General features: G+C 39.5%; 24 protein-coding genes. 14 read left to right on the top strand and 10 right to left on the bottom strand.

All coding sequences use genetic code 11. The annotated features are described in order from the left end of the window. Positions 1 to 80 precede the first annotated feature (80 nt). On the bottom strand, positions 81 to 911 hold the full coding sequence (locus WG906_RS02935; RefSeq protein WP_339991025.1) for a prephenate dehydratase: 831 nt from the start codon (positions 909 to 911) through the stop codon (positions 81 to 83). A 451-nt stretch (positions 912 to 1,362) separates the two neighbouring features. After that, complete coding sequence (locus WG906_RS02930; RefSeq protein ID WP_339991024.1) at positions 1,363 to 2,211, bottom strand: DUF4349 domain-containing protein; 849 nt, start codon at positions 2,209 to 2,211, stop codon at positions 1,363 to 1,365. Between the two features lie 523 nt (positions 2,212 to 2,734). Between WG906_RS02930 and WG906_RS02925 the strand changes: the two genes are divergently transcribed. From WG906_RS02925 to WG906_RS02905, 5 genes are all read left to right on the top strand, one after another. Further along, positions 2,735 to 4,174 (top strand): MATE family efflux transporter, encoded by a 1,440-nt coding sequence (locus tag WG906_RS02925; RefSeq protein ID WP_339991023.1) that lies wholly within the window; start codon positions 2,735 to 2,737, stop codon positions 4,172 to 4,174. Positions 4,175 to 4,268: 94 nt separating this feature from the next. Beyond that, entirely contained in the window at positions 4,269 to 5,045 is a 777-nt protein-coding gene (gene truA / locus WG906_RS02920) for a tRNA pseudouridine(38-40) synthase TruA (protein WP_339991022.1), read from the top strand. Between the two features lie 148 nt (positions 5,046 to 5,193). Beyond that, positions 5,194 to 5,913 (top strand): 3-keto-disaccharide hydrolase, encoded by a 720-nt coding sequence (locus WG906_RS02915; protein WP_339991021.1) that lies wholly within the window; start codon positions 5,194 to 5,196, stop codon positions 5,911 to 5,913. A 142-nt stretch (positions 5,914 to 6,055) separates the two neighbouring features. Beyond that, the gene (locus tag WG906_RS02910; RefSeq protein ID WP_339991020.1) at positions 6,056 to 6,610 is read left to right on the top strand and encodes a YciE/YciF ferroxidase family protein; all 555 of its coding nucleotides are present in this window, start codon (positions 6,056 to 6,058) and stop codon (positions 6,608 to 6,610) included. A gap of 14 nt (positions 6,611 to 6,624) precedes the next feature. After that, positions 6,625 to 8,787, top strand: coding sequence for a catalase (locus tag WG906_RS02905; protein ID WP_339991019.1), 2,163 nt, complete (start codon positions 6,625 to 6,627; stop codon positions 8,785 to 8,787). Positions 8,788 to 8,950: 163 nt separating this feature from the next. On the opposite strand, the gene WG906_RS02900 is transcribed toward WG906_RS02905, so the two are convergent. Together WG906_RS02900 and WG906_RS02895 are read right to left on the bottom strand one after the other, a co-directional pair. Beyond that, on the bottom strand, positions 8,951 to 9,433 hold the full coding sequence (locus WG906_RS02900) for an ankyrin repeat domain-containing protein (RefSeq protein WP_431844459.1): 483 nt from the start codon (positions 9,431 to 9,433) through the stop codon (positions 8,951 to 8,953). 83 nt (positions 9,434 to 9,516) lie between these two features. Further along, positions 9,517 to 9,942, bottom strand: coding sequence for a VOC family protein (locus WG906_RS02895; RefSeq protein ID WP_339991018.1), 426 nt, complete (start codon positions 9,940 to 9,942; stop codon positions 9,517 to 9,519). A gap of 130 nt (positions 9,943 to 10,072) precedes the next feature. On the opposite strand from WG906_RS02895, the gene WG906_RS02890 reads away from it, so the two are divergent. From WG906_RS02890 to WG906_RS02880, 3 genes are all read left to right on the top strand, one after another. Further along, positions 10,073 to 10,939 carry a DMT family transporter gene (locus WG906_RS02890; RefSeq protein WP_339991017.1) on the top strand — a complete coding sequence of 289 codons (867 nt, stop codon included), beginning with the start codon at positions 10,073 to 10,075 and terminating at the stop codon, positions 10,937 to 10,939. A gap of 218 nt (positions 10,940 to 11,157) precedes the next feature. After that, complete coding sequence (locus WG906_RS02885; RefSeq protein WP_339991016.1) at positions 11,158 to 11,652, top strand: LemA family protein; 495 nt, start codon at positions 11,158 to 11,160, stop codon at positions 11,650 to 11,652. Between the two features lie 44 nt (positions 11,653 to 11,696). Further along, positions 11,697 to 12,665, top strand: coding sequence for a DUF3137 domain-containing protein (locus tag WG906_RS02880; protein WP_339991015.1), 969 nt, complete (start codon positions 11,697 to 11,699; stop codon positions 12,663 to 12,665). 99 nt (positions 12,666 to 12,764) lie between these two features. Here WG906_RS02880 and WG906_RS02875 read toward each other — a convergent pair whose 3' ends face one another. Next, complete coding sequence (locus WG906_RS02875) at positions 12,765 to 13,316, bottom strand: YceI family protein (protein WP_339991014.1); 552 nt, start codon at positions 13,314 to 13,316, stop codon at positions 12,765 to 12,767. 213 nt (positions 13,317 to 13,529) lie between these two features. Here WG906_RS02875 and WG906_RS02870 point away from each other — a divergent pair, with 213 nt between their 5' ends. The 3 genes from WG906_RS02870 to WG906_RS02860 all read left to right on the top strand — a co-directional run bounded on the left by WG906_RS02870 (position 13,530) and on the right by WG906_RS02860 (position 16,022). Then, complete coding sequence (locus WG906_RS02870; protein WP_339991013.1) at positions 13,530 to 14,114, top strand: Crp/Fnr family transcriptional regulator; 585 nt, start codon at positions 13,530 to 13,532, stop codon at positions 14,112 to 14,114. 136 nt (positions 14,115 to 14,250) lie between these two features. After that, positions 14,251 to 15,120 carry a pirin family protein gene (locus WG906_RS02865; RefSeq protein WP_339991012.1) on the top strand — a complete coding sequence of 290 codons (870 nt, stop codon included), beginning with the start codon at positions 14,251 to 14,253 and terminating at the stop codon, positions 15,118 to 15,120. 152 nt (positions 15,121 to 15,272) lie between these two features. Further along, the gene (locus WG906_RS02860) at positions 15,273 to 16,022 is read left to right on the top strand and encodes an SDR family NAD(P)-dependent oxidoreductase (RefSeq protein ID WP_339991011.1); all 750 of its coding nucleotides are present in this window, start codon (positions 15,273 to 15,275) and stop codon (positions 16,020 to 16,022) included. Between the two features lie 107 nt (positions 16,023 to 16,129). Here the strand turns inward: WG906_RS02860 and WG906_RS02855 are convergent, their stop codons facing one another. Then, a complete protein-coding gene (locus WG906_RS02855) occupies positions 16,130 to 16,591 on the bottom strand; it encodes a YMGG-like glycine zipper-containing protein (protein ID WP_339991010.1) in 462 nt (153 codons plus the stop codon). A 347-nt stretch (positions 16,592 to 16,938) separates the two neighbouring features. Here WG906_RS02855 and WG906_RS02850 point away from each other — a divergent pair, with 347 nt between their 5' ends. Together WG906_RS02850 and WG906_RS02845 are read left to right on the top strand one after the other, a co-directional pair. Next, entirely contained in the window at positions 16,939 to 17,697 is a 759-nt protein-coding gene (locus WG906_RS02850; protein ID WP_339991009.1) for an SIMPL domain-containing protein, read from the top strand. 110 nt (positions 17,698 to 17,807) lie between these two features. After that, a complete protein-coding gene (locus tag WG906_RS02845; protein ID WP_339991008.1) occupies positions 17,808 to 18,386 on the top strand; it encodes a PhnA domain-containing protein in 579 nt (192 codons plus the stop codon). 75 nt (positions 18,387 to 18,461) lie between these two features. On the opposite strand, the gene WG906_RS02840 is transcribed toward WG906_RS02845, so the two are convergent. The 4 genes from WG906_RS02840 to WG906_RS02825 form a co-directional block, all read right to left on the bottom strand. Next, on the bottom strand, positions 18,462 to 18,911 hold the full coding sequence (locus tag WG906_RS02840) for a cold-shock protein (protein ID WP_339991007.1): 450 nt from the start codon (positions 18,909 to 18,911) through the stop codon (positions 18,462 to 18,464). Positions 18,912 to 19,209: 298 nt separating this feature from the next. Continuing rightward, positions 19,210 to 19,401, bottom strand: a complete 192-nt coding sequence (locus tag WG906_RS02835) for a cold-shock protein (protein ID WP_339991006.1) — start codon at positions 19,399 to 19,401, stop codon at positions 19,210 to 19,212. 231 nt (positions 19,402 to 19,632) lie between these two features. Continuing rightward, entirely contained in the window at positions 19,633 to 20,697 is a 1,065-nt protein-coding gene (gene aroB, locus WG906_RS02830; protein ID WP_339991005.1) for a 3-dehydroquinate synthase, read from the bottom strand. Then, on the bottom strand, positions 20,697 to 20,903 hold the full coding sequence (locus WG906_RS02825; protein ID WP_339991004.1) for an RNA-binding S4 domain-containing protein: 207 nt from the start codon (positions 20,901 to 20,903) through the stop codon (positions 20,697 to 20,699). Before WG906_RS02825 ends, aroB begins: the two co-directional genes overlap by 1 nt. Before the next feature lie 58 nt (positions 20,904 to 20,961). Between WG906_RS02825 and WG906_RS02820 the strand changes: the two genes are divergently transcribed. Beyond that, positions 20,962 to 22,167: a proline dehydrogenase family protein gene (locus WG906_RS02820; protein WP_339991003.1), complete on the top strand. Its 1,206-nt coding sequence runs from the start codon at positions 20,962 to 20,964 to the stop codon at positions 22,165 to 22,167. The last annotated feature ends 24 nt before the right edge of the window (positions 22,168 to 22,191 follow it).

Here is a 22,191-nt window from a genome sequence, read left to right as displayed (position 1 = left end):
TGCTATTTGTTCTGTTTGTTTAATTTTTTTGGCTTTTTGTACGGCTATGCTTTTTTGATTTTTTACTTTTCACTTTTGAATTAAACGGAGTCATTTTTCTTATACTCACCCATTATCGCAAAATTTACTGTATAGCGCAGTGCTTTGCGGATAGCTTCCTGATACTCTTTATGAGATGAAAATTCCAGATCGATATAAAAGTTATACTGATTGCGTTTTCCCAAAACCGGCATGGATTGCACCTTACTCATATTGATATTATGCTCTGCAAAGATATTGAGCACCTTAACCAGGGAGCCTACTTCGTCAGTTACCTGGAAAGATATGGATGCCTTGTTGGCATCGTCAATAACAATATCTTTATTATCTGTTAGAATCAGGAAACGGGTATAATTCTTTTTATTCGTTTCTATCCGCCGTTCCATAATCTCCAGACCATAAACCTGCGAAGCTAATTTATTGGCAATAGCAGCTGTATCTCTTAATTGCTCATCCTGGATTCGTTTGGCACATGCCGCTGTATCAGAACTTTCAACCACATTTAAATGCGGATATTCATTAAAGAAATCATCGCACTGGCGAATGGCAATCGGATGAGACTCCACATTCTTTATATCTTCGAATCTTACTCCCGGAAGAGCAAGCAAATTTAGCTGGATATGTAAGTAAGCCTCGCCTATTATCGTAAAATGATAATCGCGTAAGAGAGTATAGTTAGGAAGCAAGCTTCCGGCAATAGAATTTTCTATAGCCATCACCGCATAATCAGCTTCCTTGTTTTTCAAAGCCTCGCAGGTTTGTTTGAAGCTATTGCACTCAACCGTGTCAATATCTTCACCGAAAAACTTTATTGCAGCTTCTTCGTGAAACGATGCTTTAATGCCCTGAATTGCTACCCTTTTCTTCTCCATGATTAAAAAAAAAGTCCCGGCTGTTGGGCCGGGACTCTGTATATAGTTCTTTTTGTTTCAAAACATATCAGTCCCGGCTCTTACTGGTAATAGTAAAAGTATCCGAAATAATATGTGTTGATGTGTTGCATTTTCTAATTTGATGTGCAAATGTAACACTTTAAATTAATTCAAACAAAAAAATGAAAAATTAAAAAACAATTTTGAGTAAGGTGCGAAGGGGGCATCCGTCACCCTGAACCTGTCGAATGGTGGAGCTTTTCAAATTAGAGCATCAGTAAGAATTAGTTTGAAAAAGGAGTCCAGGTTTGGTAGGTTCTGTAGTCCCATGCCTTGCTCATACTGCACGAGGCCTTATTCACCAGGCAGGTATCAGCGACGCCCGGGTTTAGATATGACCTTTTTGGTTCTTCGTAGGTCTTTAGCTATCTTTCTTTTGCAGCGTTTTTTTCTAGCTCCCCGCTTTCCTCACCTTATAATATCTATAGCTAAATACCACCATAATACCCGCCACAATAAACATCCATAGATTTGCTATTGCGATAATAAAAGTTAAGAAATAATTCCAGCCATTAAAAAAGGCATTGTTCATACTTTTTGCGAAAGGTAAGCGATAGTCGGAAAGCTTATTGTTGGCCACAACTTCGCTTCTAATTAATGCATTCTGGAAAAAGCTAAGCTGAATGGTACTGTAATTCACATCGGCGTCGATTTTTTTATTCTGAATCTGTTGCTCAATCAGCTGATCTGTCTGGTCAGCAAGGGTAATAGTTTCATCTGTTTTATGGTTTTTTCCAGCCTCATTTTTTAAGAGCTGCCGGCGGTTCTGTTTCTTCATCTCTGCGGATAAATAGTCCAGGCTCTTATCTTCAATGTGTAGCTGGCTGTTTTGAATATAAGCTGCAGTGGCAGAAACTTCTTCAATAAACTGGTCCAGTTTTGCCGTTGGTACTCGCACCAGCATATTCGCCCTGATGATATAGGAGCTTATTACCTGTACAGAATCATCAGAAATTTCCAGCCGTTTGCTATTCTCGTCAATGGATTCTATATGCCGATTGATGATGACTCCGTTCATGCTTCGGGCTGTGTTTGCTATACGTTTAGCACTGTCAAATACATTGTTTACTTTAAAGTCTATACTAGCTGTTTTGATCAGCATTACAGCGTCGCCTGTTAAACCACTCGCAGATACAGTGTCCGCGGCGGTGTTCAACAATTCTTTTTCAGAATGATTGCTATTGCATGAATAGATTAATGCAAGGGGGATTAAAAAAACAGCATATTTTAAGGTTTTCATAAGTATGGTTGGTTTATATCTTTAATACAAGAATACTACAAATGTAACCTTCGGTATTACTCCTTCCAGCTCACCTCAATTTAATTGAGTTACTCTCTGATAAGGTGCTGGGAAATATCCATAGAACTTAGGCTTTGACCATAAACCTGATGGTACGGAAAGCCCGCAGCGTTTTGAAAAGCCCCTGAGCCTGGGCTTAAAAAGCGAGGACTTGCAGATACAGCAGGGCCGCTTTTGCCACAGAGGCAAAAGGTGCTTTTCAATTCAATTTATTACTATGTAAAAAATTCTCCGCGGTTGAAATAATAAAAGAATCTACAAAATCCTAATTAAGGTTTGTCGCACCGGGAGACATTATCCTGATGATAATTTTACAAAACTTGTCGCAGATCCCCCCCCTTTTTGTCATTAATACCCATAGTAAATAAACTTTTGTTCCTTACTTTTATGTAACCAAAAAACACGAAGTCAAGAAAAATATTCCGCAATATTAAATCTCTATTGTTGAAAACATTCAGGGTTTATGAAAGAAACTGAAAATACAAATTTGGCAGTGGAATCGGTTATCCCTAAACGGAAAACTTCAATATGGCAGGAACTTAAAAACGCCATAAGGGGTACCGAAGCTGATTATACCCAAATTTCCATGAAAAAGGCCATTTTCTTGTTGGCTGTGCCTATGATTTTGGAACTGGTAATGGAATCGACGTTTGCCGTAGTCGATATTTACTTTGTCTCCAAGCTGGGTGCTTCGGCTGTAGCAACTGTCGGGCTTACCGAAACCTATCTGTTTCTTTTGTACTCCATTGCCATGGGGCTAGCAACGGCAGTTACGGCCATCATCGCCCGTAGAATTGGCGAAAAAAAGAGAGAAGAGGCCGGCACTTCAGCCATTCAGTCCATCTTTCTTGCAATACTGGCTTCTGTACCTTTTTCAGTCGCCGGAATTTTCTTTGCAAAAGAACTGCTTACAATGATGGGTGCCGACCAATGGTCTATAGAACATGGTTACCATTATACGCAATGGATGCTTGGTGGAAATATGGTCATCATGCTCTTGTTTGTAATTAATGCCATTTTTCGCGGAGCTGGAGATGCCGCAATTGCCATGCGCATCCTTTGGATTTCCAACGGAATTAACATCGTTTTATGCCCTGTGCTTATCAATGGTTGGGGGCCAATTCCGGCTTTAGGAATAGGAGGAGCTGCCATTGCCACTAATATTGGTCGAGGGACAGGCGTATTAACCCAACTTTGGATCCTTTTTAAAGGCGGAAAACACATTCAGGCAAAATCTAAACAGCTTTATTTGCATACAAAGAGTATGCTCAACATCCTTCGCACCTCGTTGGGTGGTATCGGACAAATGATTGTGGCAATGACTTCATGGATTTTTTTGATGCGTATACTGGCCGAAATAGGCAGTGAAGCAGTGGCGGGCGCTACCATCGCCATTCGGATTATGATGTTTACCATGATGCCCGCGTGGGGGCTATCAAATGCAGCGGCAACCCTGGTCGGACAAAATCTGGGTGCCGGAAATCCAGATCGTGCTGAGTCTGCGGTGTGGAAAACTGGTGCCTGCAATATGATTTTCTTAGTTGGGGTGTCCATAGTGTATTTTTTCTGGAATGATTCACTGATGCGCATTTTTACAAACGATCCTAAGGTTATAGCCATTGGTGCCGAATGGCTTCGCATCCTTTCCTTTTCCTATTTTGTATATGGGTGGTGGATGGTATCAACATCAGCGTTCAACGGAGCCGGTGATACTAAAACTCCAACTAAAATAAACCTGGTATTTTTCTGGCTCATACAAATACCATTATCGTATTACCTGGCAATTACTCTTGGCTGGCAGCAATCAGGGGTGTTCTGGGGCGTGTTTATTTCCGAAACATCGGTGGGGCTGTTTACCCTGTGGCTGTTTAACCGGGGGAGCTGGAAAACGGTAAAGGTGTAATTCGTGTGCTTATGTTTTTTACCTTAAATAACATTTTCTCCAGCGTCTTATGCCAAGATTCCATAATGTATCTTTGCTTAAAAAACAGGGCTAATTGCGTTATTTCTTTCATATCGGATACAACGGTGCAAATTATTGCGGCTGGCAAAAGCACGCAAGTGTAGTAACCGTTCAGCAAGTCATTGAAACTGCACTCTCCCAGATAGTTAAATTTCCGGTTAAGATTAACGGATGCGGCCGGACAGATGCCGGGGTACACGCCAGCCAGTTCTTTTTTCATACAGATTTTAAAGAAGAATGGAATTTTGATCTAAAGTTTCGTCTCAATAAAATTTTACCGCCTGATATAGCCGTGTTCGACATCGTTACCATGGAAGGCCTGCCACATGCCCGATTCGACGCCATTCAGCGCCAATATGACTACCTTATTCATACCTATAAAGATCCTTTTTTAAATGGGTTTAGTTCCTTGTATCTAGACAAGCATCTGGATATGGATAAAATGAATCTGGCTGCCCGGATACTCCCACTATACTCCGATTATGCTGCTTTTTGCAAATCTCCCGCTAAAAATGAGCATACTATTTGTCATGTTTCTTCAGCAACGTTTTATGCTAATTCAAGCGGTGACCGGTTTCGTTTTCAAATTTCCTCTAATCGGTTTTTAGGCAGGATGATCCGCATACTTATGGGAAAGCTTTTGAAAATAGGCAGCGGAAACTTGAGTGTGGATGAATTTGAGAATTATCTTATTACAAAAAGGACTCCATTAAGGCTTGAGCCCGCCCATCCTCAGGGATTATATTTATCAAAGGTTACCTATCCTTATCTCGATTTAAAACCAAAGCCGGATTTTCTGATTAAGTGGTAAGCGTTACCTCAAAAAATTTCAACGACACTTTTTCGCAACAGATTTGATACAGCATTATTTCTTTTTCTTATTCTACCTTTAAATGTGTTGCATATGTCTTCTGTAACCAGCATCAGGGCGGTTAATCGCCTCTAAACAATAGTCTTTTATGAATATATTCCGGTTCTTACTATCTGTAATCATACTTGCTGCTTTTGCCTGCAGCAGCACAAAGCAATTAAGTGGGTATAAAGCTATTTTCGATGGAAAAACCCTGAATGGATGGGAAGGCGATCCAAAATACTGGCGGGTAGAAAACGGGGTGCTTATTGGCGAAATAACACCAGAGACCATACTCAAACAGAATACATTTCTGATTTATACTAAAGCACAGCCAGCAGATTTCGAACTTAAAACAGATTACAAGATTTCAGCTAAAGGAAATAGCGGTGTGAACTACCGGAGTGTTCGTATCGATAGTATACCTTTCGCATTAAAGGGCTACCAGGCTGATCTGGATGGAAAGGACAAATATAACCTGGGATATCCAAGGCATACGGGTCAGAATTATGAAGAAAGGGGCAGGCAATTCCTGGCTGTTCGCGGGCAAAAAACAGTTATTGAAACTGGAAAAGCGCCGGTAGTTGTCGATTCAACCGGAAGTAGATCGGAATTGCTGAAAGCGATAAATTATGATGGTTGGAATACCTTGCATATTGTGGTGAAGGGAAATTCGATCAAACATTATATTAATGATGTGCTGATGTCTGAAGTTACGGACAATGATTTGTCTAACAGAAAGATGCAAGGACTAATAGGCGTGCAGGTGCACGTCGGCCCGCCCATGAAAATTGAATACAGGAACTTTTTATTGAAAGAAATAAAATAGCTCTTTCAGCTGGTAATTGTCTTTATTCCTGTTGAAAATCTTTAATTGAACTATTCTGAAAAGGCAGAAATAAAGGTTGGAAAAATAAAAACAAGTTGATGTTTTATACCTTATTATATGTCTATACATCAATTAATTTACCATGAAAAAGAAAGATACCGGGACAGAACCTAAATTCAAGACCAAATCATCTCCGGAAACAGATCCGGCCTTACTTGAACTTTTTAAAGATGGCATAATGGACATTTACTGGGCAGAGAACCATTTGGTGAAAAATCTCCCTAAAATGATTGAAGCTGCCACTTCAGAAAAACTTAAAAGTACTATTACTGATCATTTACAGCAGACAAACAACCATGTTGATCGCTTAAAACAGGTATTTGACTTATTGGGAGAGCAGCCCACAGCCAAAAAATGCGATGCGATGGAAGGACTTACCAAGGAAGGTGAGGGGATTATTGAAAGTACGGAAGCAGGAACAGCAACCCGCGACGTAGGCATTATACTCGCCTCTCAAAAAGTAGAGCATTACGAAATTGCCACCTATGGAGGATTGACCCAACTGGCCAAGACACTGGGTTTGGACGCGGTGGCTGATTTGCTTTATCAAAACCTTAAAGAAGAAAAAACAGCCGATGAGTTATTGACAGATGTTGCCGAAAACGACATTAATTACCTGGCAGCAGAAGAAGCTTAAAAACAGCATATAGTATGGCAACAAAGAAAAAAGCTGATAAGCCCCACGAAGTAGTCAGCAATGAAAAAAACAGTCAGTTGGAGCAGTTCAAAGAGGATGCTTCGGGAAGTAAAATGACAACGAATACCGGTACTAAGATTAATGATGATCAGAATTCATTAAAAGCAGGAGACCGGGGCCCATCCTTACTGGAAGATTTTATCCTTCGTGAAAAGATTACACATTTTGATCACGAACGTATTCCCGAACGCGTAGTACACGCACGGGGTTCAGGGGCGCATGGTGTTTTTAAGCTTTATAAATCACAAGCGGGCTTGACCAAAGCTCTTTTTTTAAATGATACTGAGACCGAAACGCCGGTATTCGTAAGGTTTTCTACTGTTGCCGGATCACGGGGATCCACAGATCTGGCAAGAGATGTACGGGGTTTTGCGGTAAGATTTTATACTCAGGAAGGCAACTTTGACCTGGTAGGTAATAACATTCCTGTATTTTTTATACAAGATGCAATTAAATTTCCCGATCTGGTACATGCTGTAAAGCCGGAACCCGACAATGAAATACCGCAGGCGGCATCGGCACATGATACCTTTTGGGATTTTATTTCTCTGATGCCCGAATCAGCCCATATGGTTATGTGGGCAATGAGCGACCGTGCTATACCCCGGAGTTTAAGAATGATGGAAGGCTTCGGCGTACACACCTTCCGGTTTGTAAATGCAGAAGGGGTATCCAGTTTTGTAAAATTTCATTGGAAACCCTTACTTGGCGTTCATTCTGTTGCATGGGATGAAGCGCAGAACATTTCTGGTAAAGATCCTGATTTTCACCGGAGGGACCTCTGGGATGCTATTGAAAGCGGCGCATTTCCTGAATGGGAGCTGGGTGTGCAAATAGTTCCTGAAGAAGATGAATTTAAATTTGAATTTGATTTGCTTGATGCAACCAAAATCATCCCCGAAGAGCTGGTACCTGTGCAGCGTATTGGTAAAATGACATTGAATCGCAATCCGGATAATTTCTTTGCTGAAACGGAACAGGTGGCCTTTCACCTTGGTCATATTGTGCCGGGAATTGATTTTACAAACGATCCCTTACTACAGGGCAGGCTCTTTTCGTATACGGATACTCAGCTTATCCGTCTGGGTGGCCCGAACTTTCAGGAGATTCCCATCAATCGCCCTATTGTACCTGTGCATAATAATCAGCGCGATGGTCATATGAGGCAAACGATCAACCGCGGAAAAATAAGCTATAGTCCGAATTCTTTGGGGGAAAACTCTCCCGAGCAGGCTAAAGCAGCTGAGGGGGGATATGTCAGTTATAACGAACGCATTGATTCCCGTAAGATCAGAGTGCGAAGTAAAAGCTTTTTAGATCATTTCAGTCAGGCAAGGTTGTTTTTTAACAGTCAGTCTGATCCTGAAAAGAATCATATTACCGATGCCTTAAGTTTTGAGTTGGGCAAAGTGAAAACTGTAGCCATTCGTGAGCGAATGCTTGGGATTCTATCTTTAATTGATAAAGGGCTTGCGGTATCGGTAGCCTATGCCTTAGGATTGCATGTGCCCGATCCGGAATCACCGGTAAATAAAAGCATCCCGGCAGATGCCAACCCTGCAGATTATGAATCTGTACAGGTAGAGAGTTCTTTAAAAAAATCTGCTGCTTTAAGTATGGCCAATACTTTAAAAGATAGTATACAGACCCGAAAAGTAGCTTTTCTGGCAGCTGAAGGTGTGGATGAGAAATCATTGCTTGCTGTAAGAAATGCTATTGAAGCTGAAGGAGGTATTGTAAATGTTATCGCACCCAGACTTGGTTTTATTTTATCTCAGAATAACGAGCAGATAAAGGTTGATGAAAGCTTCCTTACAGCAGCCTCTGTTTTGTTCGACGCTGTATATGTACCCGGAGGTACCAATAGCGTAGCTTCTATTGAAGGCGAGGCTAATGCCATTCATTTTTTAAATGAAGCATTCAAGCATTGCAAACCTATCGCCGCTGATTCTGGTGCAATGCAGGTACTGGAAGCTACTTATTTCAGTAAAAAGATAGAACTTGATGAGGGCGTTATTATAGGTGATAATGCCGGAGATGTATCATCCCAATTTATAAAGGCGATTAAACAGCATCGTTTTTGGGAGAGAGAGAAGCCGCGACAAATCCCGGCTTAAGAATAATAATTTTAATAAGAAAGAGGCTGTATCATAAAGTGATTCAGCCTCTTTTTGTTGATAGTAATTTAATGTTTTCAGGCCCTGGATTTAACCCAGCGGAATAAACGTTAATAATCTCATACTGATTTTATAAAGGCCAACTTAAGAGTCAGCATCTTTCTTATTGCTCCAATATGGCAATAGCATCTTCATTACCCTGCTGTGCTGCCAGGTCAAATACTGAAAGACCTCTAGTGTCAAGTATCGTTTTATCGGCACCATAATCTAATAGCTGCCTTACAATATCGTTCCTCCCGAACATTGCGGCGAACATCAAAGCAGTTCCACCATTTCCATGCTGCTGGTTAAGGTTAGCGCCATTCTCAATAAGTAATTTGGCAATCTCAGGATAGCCTTTAAAACATACTCCCATTAAAGCGGTATTGCCTCCTAAATCAGCCGCATTCACATCAGCTCCGGCTTCAATCAATACTCTGGCTGCTTCAGGCTGGTTATTATAGCAAGCAATAATAAGCGGAGAATATCCTTTTTCGTCTTTTGTGTTTACATCGGCCCGTTGCTTAATTAATTCTTCAATAACAGGGATATTTCCTTTACGGGCTGCATGTATGAGTACTTCGTTCAAATCAATGTTTTCCATGATTAAATTATTGGGGTGATCGGTATATTATTTTTAGGATGATTATTTTTTTAGAAATGATTTATGAGACAATGTTTTTTGCTCGCTTATTTAGAAATTTGATTAAACTCAAGCCGTTCACCGTCTGGTCCAAGCATATTAAAATATTTACAGCCTTTATTCCAAAAGGGAAGAAAAACCGGCGCGTCTTCAATTATTTGAAATGAGGCGGCTTTTAAGTCGGTAAAGGCTTTGTCAATATCATCAACATCAAAAGCAATATGGTCAATATGGCCGTTTTTCCGACCTCTTATTTCTTGCAACTGGCTATCGGGCATTTGATATAATTCTATTATAACACTATTGTGCTGCATCATTATGCAAGTGCCCGTTTCATTATTATTAACAAAATCAGATTGCATCACATTTCTAAACCCAAGTCTGTTATAAAAAGCTTCTGAAGTTGCGATATTCGTTACAGGTATGCCTGTATGTTGCAAGTGGTTAATCTGAACCGGACTTTTATTTTCCATAGTTGCACATATCCTTTAAAGACGATTTTGATAATAAAAAGTTTTGTTTTTGATTTCAAGAGGTGGCACTTTCGGTTATTTTAAAATTGTTTAATGCTTTTAAAGTATTCATAATATATTGCTGCCGAAAATGGGTGGAAAAGAACTTAAATGGATTGCGGGCGGTTTATTATTTTCTATTATATGGGCCTCTGCCGCGAGTGCCACTAAGATTGGACTTGCTGCAGCTCAACCTCTTTTTATAGCGGTATTGCGTTTTGGCATTGCTGCATTCATAATGATTATCTATGCTCATTTAATAAAGCGTTACCGCTTGCCAAAGGGAAAAGAATGGGGTGTTATTGCTGTTTATGGGGTGCTGAATATCAGCATTTATCTGGGCTGTTATGTATTTGCCATGCAGGAGGTTACTGCCAGTATTGGCGCCATAGCAACAGCTACTAACCCGGTTTTTATTAGTTTAATGTCTGTTGTGTTTTTTAATAAAAAGCTCAGCTGGAAAATCTTTTTATCATTATTTATATGTGTTTTTGGGGTTTTCTGCGCTTCCTGGCCGCTTTTAGGTTATGCGTCGGTTACACTAAAAGGCTTACTGCTTTTACTGTTGAGTATGGTATCCTATTCTTTAGGCGCAATTTATATTTCCCGAAATAAACAGAATAACCTTTCCTTAATTACAATTAATGGATGGCAGACATTTTTAGGAGGACTCTTTTTGCTGCCTTTGTCGATATTTTTTTATCAAAAGGAGAAGAACCACTTTAATTTAGAATTATGGGGTGGTGTTTTATGGTTGGCCATACCTGTTTCGATTTTTGCCGCGCAATTATGGCTGTGGCTCTTAAAGATAAATCCTGTCAGAGCGGGCTTTTGGCTGTTCTTATGTCCCTTGTTCGGTGCGCTGATTGCCGCCTGGCTATTAGGGGATGCTATAACCTTATACACCTGGGCGGGTATATTATTAGTTGTGATAGGCTTGTTATTTGCCAGGAAATAAACTTTCACCGTGTCCTCCAGGGAAGAAAGATGCTTTCGATTGAGTCCACTTGCGATTTTGGTGCCTCTGACCTGCTCCAGGAAGAAATTCGTCTTAATAAAGCGCGCAATGTCAGGCTGAACTCCCGCCTGCTGCGGGCAGTTGGGAGTTCAGGATTCTGATTACCGGTTTACAAATCAAATTTCTATATTTATTCCATAAACCTTAATCTTCACCTTATGATTATTCCTGCAATAATTGCCGCTGTCGTCTTGCTGTTCGGTGTTATTTTATATAATACACTCATCGCAAAAAAAAATCAGGTAACAAATGCTTTCTCGGCCATTGATGTTATGCTGAAAAAACGCTTCGACCTGCTGCCAAATCTGGTTGAGCTGGTCAGGCAATATATGCAGCATGAGAGCGCTGTGCTTAATAATCTTACCAGTTTGCGTACACAGGCATATAGCCCGGATATGGCCACGAATCAAAAGATGACTTTAGATGCTGATGTAACCAAAGGAATTCGTTCGGTAATGCTAAATGCTGAGAACTATCCTGATCTGAAGGCCAATACTAATTTTATTAATCTGCAAACCACCTGGACCGAAAGCGAGGAGCAGATTGCAGCAGCACGCAGAACATTTAATGCCTCGGTTACTGACTATAACAATGCCATTATGATGTTTCCGGGGAGTATTGTTGCCGGCATACTAAATTACCAGCCCCTATGAGGTTATTAGTATTCCGGAAGAGGAGCGCCATAATATTAATGCCAATGAACTCTTCCGAAATAATGCCTGAATTTGATTCAAAGGCTGTTTTACTGGATTTAGAAGAACAGCGTAAAAATATTGCAAAGGCAAAGCTCAATAGCTATTATTTCATGGCCGGGGCTATAATGATTGCAGCAGCGGGAACTCTCAGCAGATCATATTTGATGCACGGAATAATTATTGCAGCAATTATGCTAGTTACAGGTGCTGTGCTTTTCTATAATATTAAAGAGAAGGAATCGGAATTTTCTTATTCTTTCAAACTGAAAGTACTCCTGGCTACCTTACGTAATATTGACCCTGGTCTGCACATTGACCCCGACAATGGCTTATCCGAATCAGAATTTATTGATTCCGGCTTATTTAATCAGGAACCAGATCGTATCTCGAGTGAAGATCAGATAGTTGGAAAGGTAGGGAAAACGGCATTCTGTTTTTCTGAAGTACATGCTGAATACAAAACTACTTATCAAACCAAACACGGAACCAGGGAGCAATGGCATGATATTTTTAAGGGGATAATTTTTGTTGCCGATTTTAATAAACATTTCCAAGGAGTTACAGTTGTTAGAGCAAAAGATACCGGCACCGCTCTGTCTGCCTGGTTTGCTAAACACATTCCCTTGTTATCTTCCAGCAGTCACCAGCTTGTACAACTCGAAAATCCGGCATTTTGCAAAGAGTTTGTAACCTATTCCAACGACCAGGTGGAAGCACGTTATATACTTACTCCTTCTTTGATGGAGCGCCTCTGCGAACTTAATGCCAGATCTGAAAATACTATATCGGTAAGTTTCATCGACAGTTATATGTATCTGGCTTTTCCGCTTGGTAAGAATTATTTCGAACCTCCAGTATTTAAAACTTTGCTCGATCCCGATTTACTTCATGAGGATATTGAAGTGATAAGGTTTATGTATGAGATTGTGGAGGACCTTGATTTGAATACAAGGATTTGGGGTAAGCATTAAGGACGTATAAAAGAAGGATTTCGAATTGTCTATAAAAACAAAAACGGGCTGGCAAAATCTGCTCAGCCCATTCTGATATTTTATAAAGACTATTATATTTTACGCTACCGCTTCTTTCTGTAACTGAATGTTAGCGATTAATTTAATGTTTTCTGCTATGGCCAGGCCACCTGTTTCTGTGATAGCATTGTAAGTAAGACCAAATTCTTTGCGGTTAATAGTTCCGGTGATCTCAAAACCCACTTTCTGGTTTCCGTAGGCATCTTTTTCTGTACCGCCGTATTCTGCATTTACCTCTACTAGTTTGGACACCCCTTTTATAGTCAGGTTCCCGATAAGCTTATAGTTTTCTTCATCTACTTTGTTAAAGGCTATAGACTGAAAATCAATAGTTGGATAATTTTCTGCGTCGAAGAAGTCTGCCGATTTTAAGTGATCATCGCGATGATTCTGATTGGTATCTACACTGTTCACATCCATAGAGAAGCTTATGTCTGCTCCTTCAAAGCCGTCTTCTTCAAAGGTGGCGCTTCCATTAAACGATTTAAATGAGCCGGTTACTGTTGAAATCACCAGGTGTTTTACTTTGAATAAAACTTCAGAGTGCATTGTGTCGATTGACCATTTTACTAATTGCTGAGTACTTTCCATGTTATGTTTTCTTTATGTTTAATTTTTTTGTTTTGTTGACACTACAAAGTTGCAGCTAAAGAAACCGGTACACATTGATATAGGTTAAAAAAGAATCTTGACAAATGTCAATGCCAGCTTAATAGGGGTGCTATAAACTGAACGTTTTTTTCCGGGCTGTTTAATTGCTATTTTAGTGTGCCCGATTATTTTATATTTTATTAGATTGATTGCATGTTCAATACGTTGAGAGATTACATAAATGCTTACAGTGCATCTGTTATATCCGATGAGGGTTTCGCATTGGTTCAGCAAGCTTTTAAACATAAAAAGCTCAGAAAGCGGCAATACTTTCTTCAGGAAGGAGATGTATGTAAATACACTGCGTTTATAGCTAAGGGGGCGATGCGTCAATACACAGTTGATGAAGAGGGGCATGAACGTATTGTGAGACTGGGAATAGAAAACTGGTGGATGGGAGATTTTGAAAGCTTTGTAATGCTCACGCCCAGTATGTATAATATTGATGCTTTTGAAGATTCAGATCTGCTGATTATTACGAACGAGCAAATGCAGAATTTAAGGGCTCAGGTTCCTGTGATGGATAATGTGATAAAAATGATGGACCAGAAGAGGGCGATAGCTTACGAGAAGCGGATCCGGGTGTCTATCAGCTATACCGCAGAAGACCGTTATGTCGATCTTCAAAAAACCTATCCCGATTTATTGCAGCGTTTTCCTCAGAATATGATTGCCTCCTATCTTGGAATATCGCCCGAAACCCTAAGCAGAATACGGAAGCAGATGATGCTGAGGTAGAGATAAAGCCTGATTTTCCAGTCTTCTGCGGCATTGATATTTGTCAATTCGATTTCTTAGCAAAGGTCATTTTTTAAAGGTGCTTTTACCTGCACTTTTGTTATCAGAGGAGACAGATCTCTGATAAAAAAAAGTCATGGAGAAAAGAATTGCAGCTATATATTCCGGGTCAGATTCCCGGGTTGGAGAATTAAAGGTGAACCGTTTACTTCCTAACCGCTATAAAAACGCAGTAGGACCCTTTGTGTTTTTAGATCATCTTTATCCGCATAGCCTGGAAGCCAACTCCCCAGCTGCCAGAGATGGTAAATTTGCGCATCCGCACAGAGGAATCGCAACGTTCAGCTATTTATTCAGCGGCGAGTTAGAGCATTATGACAGCATGGGTAATCATGGGATAGTCACGGCCGGTGGAGCCCAGTGGATGAATGCCGGAAACGGAATTATTCACGATGAGAGGGCTAGTACGCAGTTTCGGCAAAAGGGGGGAGTACTGCATGCATTGCAGTTCTGGATAAATCTGCCATCGAAAAATAAAGCAGAAAAACCTGGCTATTTCGGACTTCAATCTGAAGATGTTCCTAAGGTTGATTTAGAAACCGCCGGAAAATTGAGAGTACTGATAGGAGAGTTTGAAGGTAAAGCCTCTCCGGTGGAAAGGTTTACCGATCAATTTATTTACCATATTAGTCTGAATCCGGAATCGGAATATGTTTTCAGAACAAAGCCAGGTTTAGAGTATGCAGCCTGCATCCCGCAAAATAAAATGATGATAAGCGGGAAAGAATTAGGCCCCAATGAATTACTCACATTCGGAAAGGAGGGAAGTGACATCGGTCTTAAAAACACGGGAACTTTACCGGCAGATCTGATTCTTTTCGGGGGAGAACCCTATACAGAAGATATAGTTGCCGAGGGGCCCTTTGTAATGAACAGCAGAATCGAAATTGCAGAAGCGTATAAAGATTTTTTTAATGGAAAGTACGGGGAAATCACGTATCGTTAACTATTCCGGATCAATAATGGAAACTTGGGTATCTGAACCTTGTTGTTCTTAAATTCGATTCCGCACTATATTAAACCAATATCAATAACTGTACTGACTTCATCAGGATGAACAGTGTGGTAAAGTAGTAAATTAATGTGGTTTATCTGATTATGAAACTCCTGGAAAATAAAATAGCAATTGTAACCGGAGCCGGTTCGGGCATAGGTAAAGCTATTGCATTATTATATGCATCCGAAGGAGCAAGGATCATTGTGTCTGATATTAATGAAAAAGGGGGAGATGAAGTAGTATCACAAATAAAGGCCCGGGGAGGAGAGGCGTTCTTTGTGAGGGCAGATACTTCCATGCCTGGTGATAATGAAATGCTGGTTCAACAGGCAGTTGAAAATTTCGGGGGATTACACCTTGCTGTAAATAATGCGGGGATCGGGGGGGCTATTATGCCTGTAGGAGAATATCCGATTGAGAGTTGGGACAAAGTGATTTCCATTAATCTTTCGGGGGTGTTTTATGGGCTAAGATATCAAATCCCGGCAATTATATCATCCGGAGGAGGATGTATCGTAAATATGGCCTCTATTCTTGGTAAGGTTGGTACCCCGAATTCTGCGGCTTATGTCGCTGCAAAGCATGGTGTCATCGGACTCACCGAAGCGGCAGCCTTAGAATATGCTGCGCAAAATGTTCGTATAAATGCTATTGGCCCCGGATACATTCTTACTCCACTACTTAATATATTGGATGATGAAACAAAGAAATCGCTGGCTGGCTTACATCCCATGGGAAGATTAGGAAAGCCTGAGGAAGTTGCTGAGTTAGCTTTGTGGCTTAATTCGGATAAAGCTTCGTTTGTAACCGGATCATACTACAACGTTGATGGTGGTTATCTGGCTCAATAGTGTTGTCTGTCAATTACTTAATAAGTAGTAGCGATAAAAAATAAAGGGAGCATGTGACTCCCTTTATGAAAAAATTTTAACGGTTTAATGAAAAATAGACTTAGCCCTTATTGAACTCGGCCGTCTTTTTTATCCTTAGATCTGCCAATTACGTAACCAGCTCCTGCACCCACAAGGCCACCCACTACGGCTCCACGACCATCCTTTTTGTCAACCAACACGCCTGTTACTGCACCAGCACCAGCACCTATTGCAGCACCTTTAGCAGCCTTACTCCATCCTTTTCGGGGAGCCGGAGTATTTGTATATGTTTCAGAAACTCCCTTTACATAGGTTCGTTGTGGCGAACCCGAACCCGACGAAGATTGAGATTTTTGTAAGGTCAATGCTTGCTCTTTTTGCTGTGTTGCTTCGAGTTTTTGTGCTTCCGCTCTTTGAAAACTGTCTAATTTTATACTGTCTCTTATTTGTTTAAACGCTTGTTCCCTAACCTGCGTTTTTGTTTGTGAGTCATTATTGCAAGCTGCAAACGTTGCAGCAAATGCAAAAATAATTGCTATCCTTTTCATAATGTTTATTGTATGTGTGAGTTTTTTTAACGCTGATTATTATCAAAAATTTCTTTCTAAACATATTTATAATAAACGCTATGTATACAAGTGCAAAGATTGGTCCAGTTTTACTTTAAGTAGAATTTATTATAAAAGAGGGCTTTCAGATTAATCAGCTGAGAAATAAAAATATCCCTTAGTTACTATTTTGAATAAGTTTAGGCAATTTGAGACAAGATATTGAAAGTGTAGGCATAACAGGGCAATATTGAATCCGGAATGCTTTACAGAAATGCTATTCTTAAGAGGAATTCGTAGCTGATAAACACCAACTCTTTTGTAAATTACCAAATATAAAGATCACTATGACCAGAACATCCCTGTTTATTGTAAGCTTCATTGTTGTTTGCGGTGCCATTTTTAGTGCATGGCTTATCGGCCGAGCTCTGGAGCGTTTTAAAAAAGAGGATCGATATATTTCGGTTAAAGGTTTTGCCGAGCGTGAGGTAAAAGCAGATATGGTAATATGGTCGCTTAAGGTTGGCCTGGGGAGTAATGATCTGCGGGCTGGTTCTGCCGCTATGGAGATCGCCAAGAATCAGGTGATTGGATTTTTATTAAAGAATGGAATCAATTCCTCAGAGATTACAGAAAAAGACCTTAATGTACAGGACAGACAAGCGAATGCTTATGAAGCCCCTAATGCTAATTATACCTTTCGCTATATAATACGGGAAACGATTGAAGTTCGTTCGCAAAAAGTAGATTTGGTACAGCGGGTTAGCCGTAAAACAGGCGATTTGTTAACTGCCGGTGTGGTACTGTCCACTGATGAGTGGAGTGGCTCAGGACTAAAATTTATTTTCAGTAAATTGAACGAGATAAAACCTAAGATGCTGACCGAAGCGATCAATAATGCCCGAAATGCTGCGGTTCAGTTTACCCGTGAGAGCAATACACAACTGGGGAGTTTACGTAAAGCGAGCCAGGGACTATTTTCGATTCAGGATCGTGACGACTTTCTCTCCAGTCAGAACGAAAGCGGGCATGCTTATCCGCCAGGGAAATCTGATATTTATAAAACAGTGCGGGTCGTAATATCTGTAGATTACACCGTGGAATAGGTTCGTTGTTTCAGATTTTCATTGCATAAACGCTTAAAAGCTCAAAACAGATTTTATTTATGGGTTGCGGTGACATGAAATTGTTTTTTTAAAATTAATTTTGCTGGTCGATGGCAATAAATACACAATTACAAGACAGAAGTAATCAGGCTTGCGAGCTTTGCGGAAATCAGGATTTTAACTTAAAAGTTTTTAACGTTCAGCCCAAAACCGAAAAGCTTCCTGAAAATCAGGTGGTTTTGTGTACGGATTGTTTTAAACAGATCCAGGATGAAAATTATAGTAACATCCATCACTGGCGCTGTCTTGAAGGTAGTATCTGGAGTGAAGTCCCGGCGGTGCAGGTGCTTTCATACAAAATACTAAGCAAATTGCCTTCTGAAGAATGGGCGAGGGATGCTATGGAGTCTGCATCACTTGATGAATCTTTAATAGAATGGGCAAATGCCGAAGATACACTGGCAGCTGAAAAAGTAATTCATAAAGATAGCTATGGCGTTCTTCTTGAATCAGGAGATACAGTGGTCTTAACTGAAAACCTGAATGTAAAAGGGACAAATTATATTGCTCCAAAAGGAACTATAGTCCGGAAAATCAGGCTGGTTCACGATAATGCTGAGCAGATAGAAGGAAAAGTAAACGGAGATACTATAGTTATTCTTACAAAGTTTGTAAGAAAGTCTGTATAGGTTTTCTATAAAGATTTACAAGGTTATTATGGTACGAGCTTCAAAGCCCGCACCAGCGAATGGGCATAAATTAAATTATGCTTTTTTTACCTTAATCGCATTTAATCCCTTTTGACCTTTTTCAGTTTCAAAAGTAACTTTATCATTTTCTTTTACGGGTTCCGTAAAGGCATTGATATGTACAAAAATGCTTTCCTGAGTCTGTAAATCTGTGATAAATCCGTAACCTTTAGATTCATTGAAAAATGTTATTTTTCCAGTTCTTACAGTGTCCATTGGAATGTCTTCCTGTCTTGCAACACCAATTTGTATATCGTCGGAATTAAACTTTTTCTTTTTTCCCGGATCAGGTGGAGTAGAAGAAATGTTTCCGTTTTCGTCGATATAAGCCATCATTTCATCAAGGCTCTTGCCTTTATTCGAGTTAGCTTTACGCTCTTCCGCTTTGTCTAATTTATCAAGTGCTTTTTTAATTCGTTTTTTTTCTTTCTCTTTTTTGCTGAAAGTTTCTGTTGATCTGCCCATTGCTTTGTAATTATCGCTGCGAATTTTCGCAAGCCTGGTTGTTATTGTGATTATTCTATGAGTATTATAACAATACAGAATAAAATATGCTTTAAATATTCCCGTTTCTGAAACAAATTTTACTTTAAAGTAGTCTGTTTCGGAATTCTTTGGCTCTTATTTGAGAGCGAAAGAGGTGGTCCAAAGCCTGATATTAAAGGTTTTGATTGTTATTATGCTATTCTAAAAGGAATAGCATTTAGACACAAAAAAGCATTCATCTATTAAGATGAATGCTTTTTAAATGATTTATAGTATATTAAGCTATTTTAACATTTACTGCGTTAAGACCCTTGCGGCCTTGTTCTACATCATAGTTTACAGTATCGTTTTCACGTATATTATCTGTTAGTCCTGATGAGTGAACGAAAATTTCGCTGTCACCATTGCTCGGGGTGATGAATCCGAAACCTTTTGTTTCATTAAAAAATTTTACTGTACCTTCTTGCATTGTATTAAATATTAATTTTTTTAAAGGTAGGTAAAATATTTGGATTCTATTCCTTAAATCCGGTGATGGCGTTTGCTGATGCACTAATCAATTACTCAAACGAAGGTTTTATCTCCGGTAGTTCAGGTACACTAAACGGTACAACACGACAGGTTAACTCCACTTGAAGTCTCTGCGAAAATTTCCTTTGGAGATAAAAAGAGTTACAAAACCTTAGGTTTCTTCTGAATCTTATTTTAATAAATCATTATAAAAATCCAGACTTTCAATAATCTGCTCTTCTTTCAGATAGATATTAAAGTTACATTTTCCTATTTCACTTAGCAGAGCGAATCCTATTTGACCCTGTAAGTTTTTCTTGTCGTTTTTCATATACTCAATAACCTCTTCATAGATAACCTTTGAAAAAGAATAGTCAGGGAAAACTGCGCGAATAAATGTTATCAGTTCATTCAGTTCCTCACCGCTTAATGCGTTGTATTTATGAGACAAATACCCTTCACAGATCATCCCAATCGCAATAGCTTCTCCATGAAGCAAGGGTTTCTTATCTGTTTTTAGAGAGTATGTTTCTATTGCATGGCCAATGGTGTGGCCAAAGTTTAAGGTTTTGCGGAGTCCTTTTTCGAAGGGATCTGTAGTTACAACCTGATTTTTAATTTCTACAGAATGATAGATAATCTCTTCTGAAAGATTTGTAAGGTCAGCAACTTTAATTTTCTCAAAATAGCTTTTATCTGCAATCAGTCCATGTTTAACAATTTCTGCAAAGCCAGAAACCATTTGTCTTTTATCCAGGGTATTTAAGAACTCCCGACAGATAAATACAGCTTTTGGCTGAGTAAAAGTTCCAATTATATTTTTTACGCTTCCTAAATCTATTCCTGTTTTACCTCCAACAGAAGCATCTACCTGTGAAAGCAGCGTAGTTGGAATCTGAACAAAATCAATTCCTCTTTTAAATGTAGAAGCTGCAAAGCCACCCATGTCGGTTACCACACCACCACCTAAATTGATCAAAAGACTGTTTCTGTCAGCCCCAAAATCCAGCAACATACGCCAAACACCAATACAATAATCGATGTTCTTGTTTTCTTCGCCGGGGTCAACTTCAATAATGTCATAATTTTCTAAATGCGGCAAATATTTGCCTATTACCGGCATGCAATGCTCGGAAGTATTTAAATCCGTCAGAAAAAAAACTTTTGAATAGCTGGATGTATCCAGAAAACTTTTGAGATCGCTGAGTTTGTTATCAAAAAATACGGAATACCCGTTACTTTGTATTGGCTGCATTATTTTACTATGATTTTTTTATTGTCGAACTCCACGATATCTCCCTGTTTTACTTTCAGGCGTTTTCTGTAATCAACCACACCATTATATTTAACTAATCCATCGGCAACAACTATTTGAGCATGGCCACCAGTTTGTACCAGGTTGGTTGCTTTTAACAGTTGTATCAAAGGAATGAAATCGCCTTCCAGTTTAAACTCTATCATGCTGCAAACTTACAATCCTTCCGCAACAATTTGAATCGATATTCTGTTAAATTTGCGAATGACTGAAAATGTGAGCGACCAGAACTTCACAAATATTCCTTTAAGTTTCAATAATACTGAAATTGCTTTCCGTGGTAAAAGCGATGAAGATTTAAATTTATCGTACAAACTTTTCAAACTTATCAATAATCCACTATTAGTCAGGATTGGCCCTTCACTGATCAGCTTGGCTATAAAATTGGGCTTGCCTATTACAGGACTTATCAAAAAAACCATTTTCAAACAATTCTGCGGAGGCGAATCTATTGAAGAATGCGAGCCAGTGATTAATAAGCTTTGGAAAGGGAAGGTCGGCACAATTCTGGATTATTCTGTTGAGGGTTTGCAGGATGAGGAAAGTTATCGTCGTACAACTGCCGAGATTATTGAAAATATCAGGAGAGCCAGTGTTGATGAACGAATTCCCTTCACTGTTTTTAAATTAAGCGGATTAGCCCGTCTGGAACTATTAGAAAAGATAAGTTCAGGCTCAGACCTCAGCTCCGCAGAAGATGCTGAATATTTTAAGATTAAAGGACGTGTGAATAACATCTGCAAAACTGCTTATGATCTGGATGTTTCCGTTATGGTTGATGCCGAAGAATCCTGGATACAAAAAGCAATAGATTACCTGGTGCTTGAAACTATGCAATTGTATAATCTTGAAAAAGCTGTGGTATATAATACCTATCAACTTTATAAAATTGATGGATTGGAAACTTTAACGAATCATCATAAGCAGGCAGAAACATACGGTTTTATTTTAGGGGCTAAATTAGTACGTGGCGCTTATATGGAAAAGGAGCGGGAGCGGGCAGGTAATTTGGGGTACTCTTCACCCATACATCACACTAAAGAGGAAACGGATATTGACTACAACCTGGCATTAAAGCTTTGTGTAGAAAACTATAAACATATTTCGATGCTTGCCGGCACTCACAATGAAGAAAGCTGTAAATATCTCGTGAATTTAATAAAGGACGCTTCTATGTCTGTTAATCATCCTCATGTTTATTTTTCTCAGTTACTTGGGATGAGTGATAATCTTAGCTTTAATCTTTCTAATGCCGGTTTTAATGTAGCTAAATATGTTCCCTATGGGCCAGTAAAGGCTGTTTTGCCCTATTTATTCAGAAGGGCGGAAGAAAATTCGGCTATTGCTGGTCAAGTGGGGAGGGAATTAAGTTTGATTAGCGACGAAAGAGTAAGAAGGGGCCTTGCCTGAGTTATGGCGTTGGTAAATGAAAAA

Origin of the sequence: Pedobacter superstes (genome assembly GCF_037622515.1) — a bacterium.
Lineage (GTDB): Bacteria > Bacteroidota > Bacteroidia > Sphingobacteriales > Sphingobacteriaceae > Paradesertivirga > Paradesertivirga superstes.
The sequence above is the reverse complement of the archived record's forward strand: the minus strand, read 5'-3'. Positions and strand labels throughout refer to the sequence as shown.

Coding starts and splice junctions, on each gene's coding strand:
- WG906_RS02935 (WP_339991025.1), bottom strand. CDS start 911: ATGGAGAAGAAAAGGGTAGCAATTCAGGGCATTAAAGCATCGTTTCAC.
- WG906_RS02930 (WP_339991024.1), bottom strand. CDS start 2,211: ATGAAAACCTTAAAATATGCTGTTTTTTTAATCCCCCTTGCATTAATC.
- WG906_RS02925 (WP_339991023.1), top strand. CDS start 2,735: ATGAAAGAAACTGAAAATACAAATTTGGCAGTGGAATCGGTTATCCCT.
- WG906_RS02915 (WP_339991021.1), top strand. CDS start 5,194: ATGAATATATTCCGGTTCTTACTATCTGTAATCATACTTGCTGCTTTT.
- WG906_RS02910 (WP_339991020.1), top strand. CDS start 6,056: ATGAAAAAGAAAGATACCGGGACAGAACCTAAATTCAAGACCAAATCA.
- WG906_RS02905 (WP_339991019.1), top strand. CDS start 6,625: ATGGCAACAAAGAAAAAAGCTGATAAGCCCCACGAAGTAGTCAGCAAT.
- WG906_RS02895 (WP_339991018.1), bottom strand. CDS start 9,942: ATGGAAAATAAAAGTCCGGTTCAGATTAACCACTTGCAACATACAGGC.
- WG906_RS02890 (WP_339991017.1), top strand. CDS start 10,073: ATGGGTGGAAAAGAACTTAAATGGATTGCGGGCGGTTTATTATTTTCT.
- WG906_RS02885 (WP_339991016.1), top strand. CDS start 11,158: ATGATTATTCCTGCAATAATTGCCGCTGTCGTCTTGCTGTTCGGTGTT.
- WG906_RS02880 (WP_339991015.1), top strand. CDS start 11,697: ATGAACTCTTCCGAAATAATGCCTGAATTTGATTCAAAGGCTGTTTTA.
- WG906_RS02875 (WP_339991014.1), bottom strand. CDS start 13,316: ATGGAAAGTACTCAGCAATTAGTAAAATGGTCAATCGACACAATGCAC.
- WG906_RS02870 (WP_339991013.1), top strand. CDS start 13,530: ATGTTCAATACGTTGAGAGATTACATAAATGCTTACAGTGCATCTGTT.
- WG906_RS02865 (WP_339991012.1), top strand. CDS start 14,251: ATGGAGAAAAGAATTGCAGCTATATATTCCGGGTCAGATTCCCGGGTT.
- WG906_RS02860 (WP_339991011.1), top strand. CDS start 15,273: ATGAAACTCCTGGAAAATAAAATAGCAATTGTAACCGGAGCCGGTTCG.
- WG906_RS02855 (WP_339991010.1), bottom strand. CDS start 16,591: ATGAAAAGGATAGCAATTATTTTTGCATTTGCTGCAACGTTTGCAGCT.
- WG906_RS02850 (WP_339991009.1), top strand. CDS start 16,939: ATGACCAGAACATCCCTGTTTATTGTAAGCTTCATTGTTGTTTGCGGT.
- WG906_RS02845 (WP_339991008.1), top strand. CDS start 17,808: ATGGCAATAAATACACAATTACAAGACAGAAGTAATCAGGCTTGCGAG.
- WG906_RS02840 (WP_339991007.1), bottom strand. CDS start 18,911: ATGGGCAGATCAACAGAAACTTTCAGCAAAAAAGAGAAAGAAAAAAAA.
- WG906_RS02835 (WP_339991006.1), bottom strand. CDS start 19,401: ATGCAAGAAGGTACAGTAAAATTTTTTAATGAAACAAAAGGTTTCGGA.
- aroB (WP_339991005.1), bottom strand. CDS start 20,697: ATGCAGCCAATACAAAGTAACGGGTATTCCGTATTTTTTGATAACAAA.
- WG906_RS02825 (WP_339991004.1), bottom strand. CDS start 20,903: ATGATAGAGTTTAAACTGGAAGGCGATTTCATTCCTTTGATACAACTG.
- WG906_RS02820 (WP_339991003.1), top strand. CDS start 20,962: ATGACTGAAAATGTGAGCGACCAGAACTTCACAAATATTCCTTTAAGT.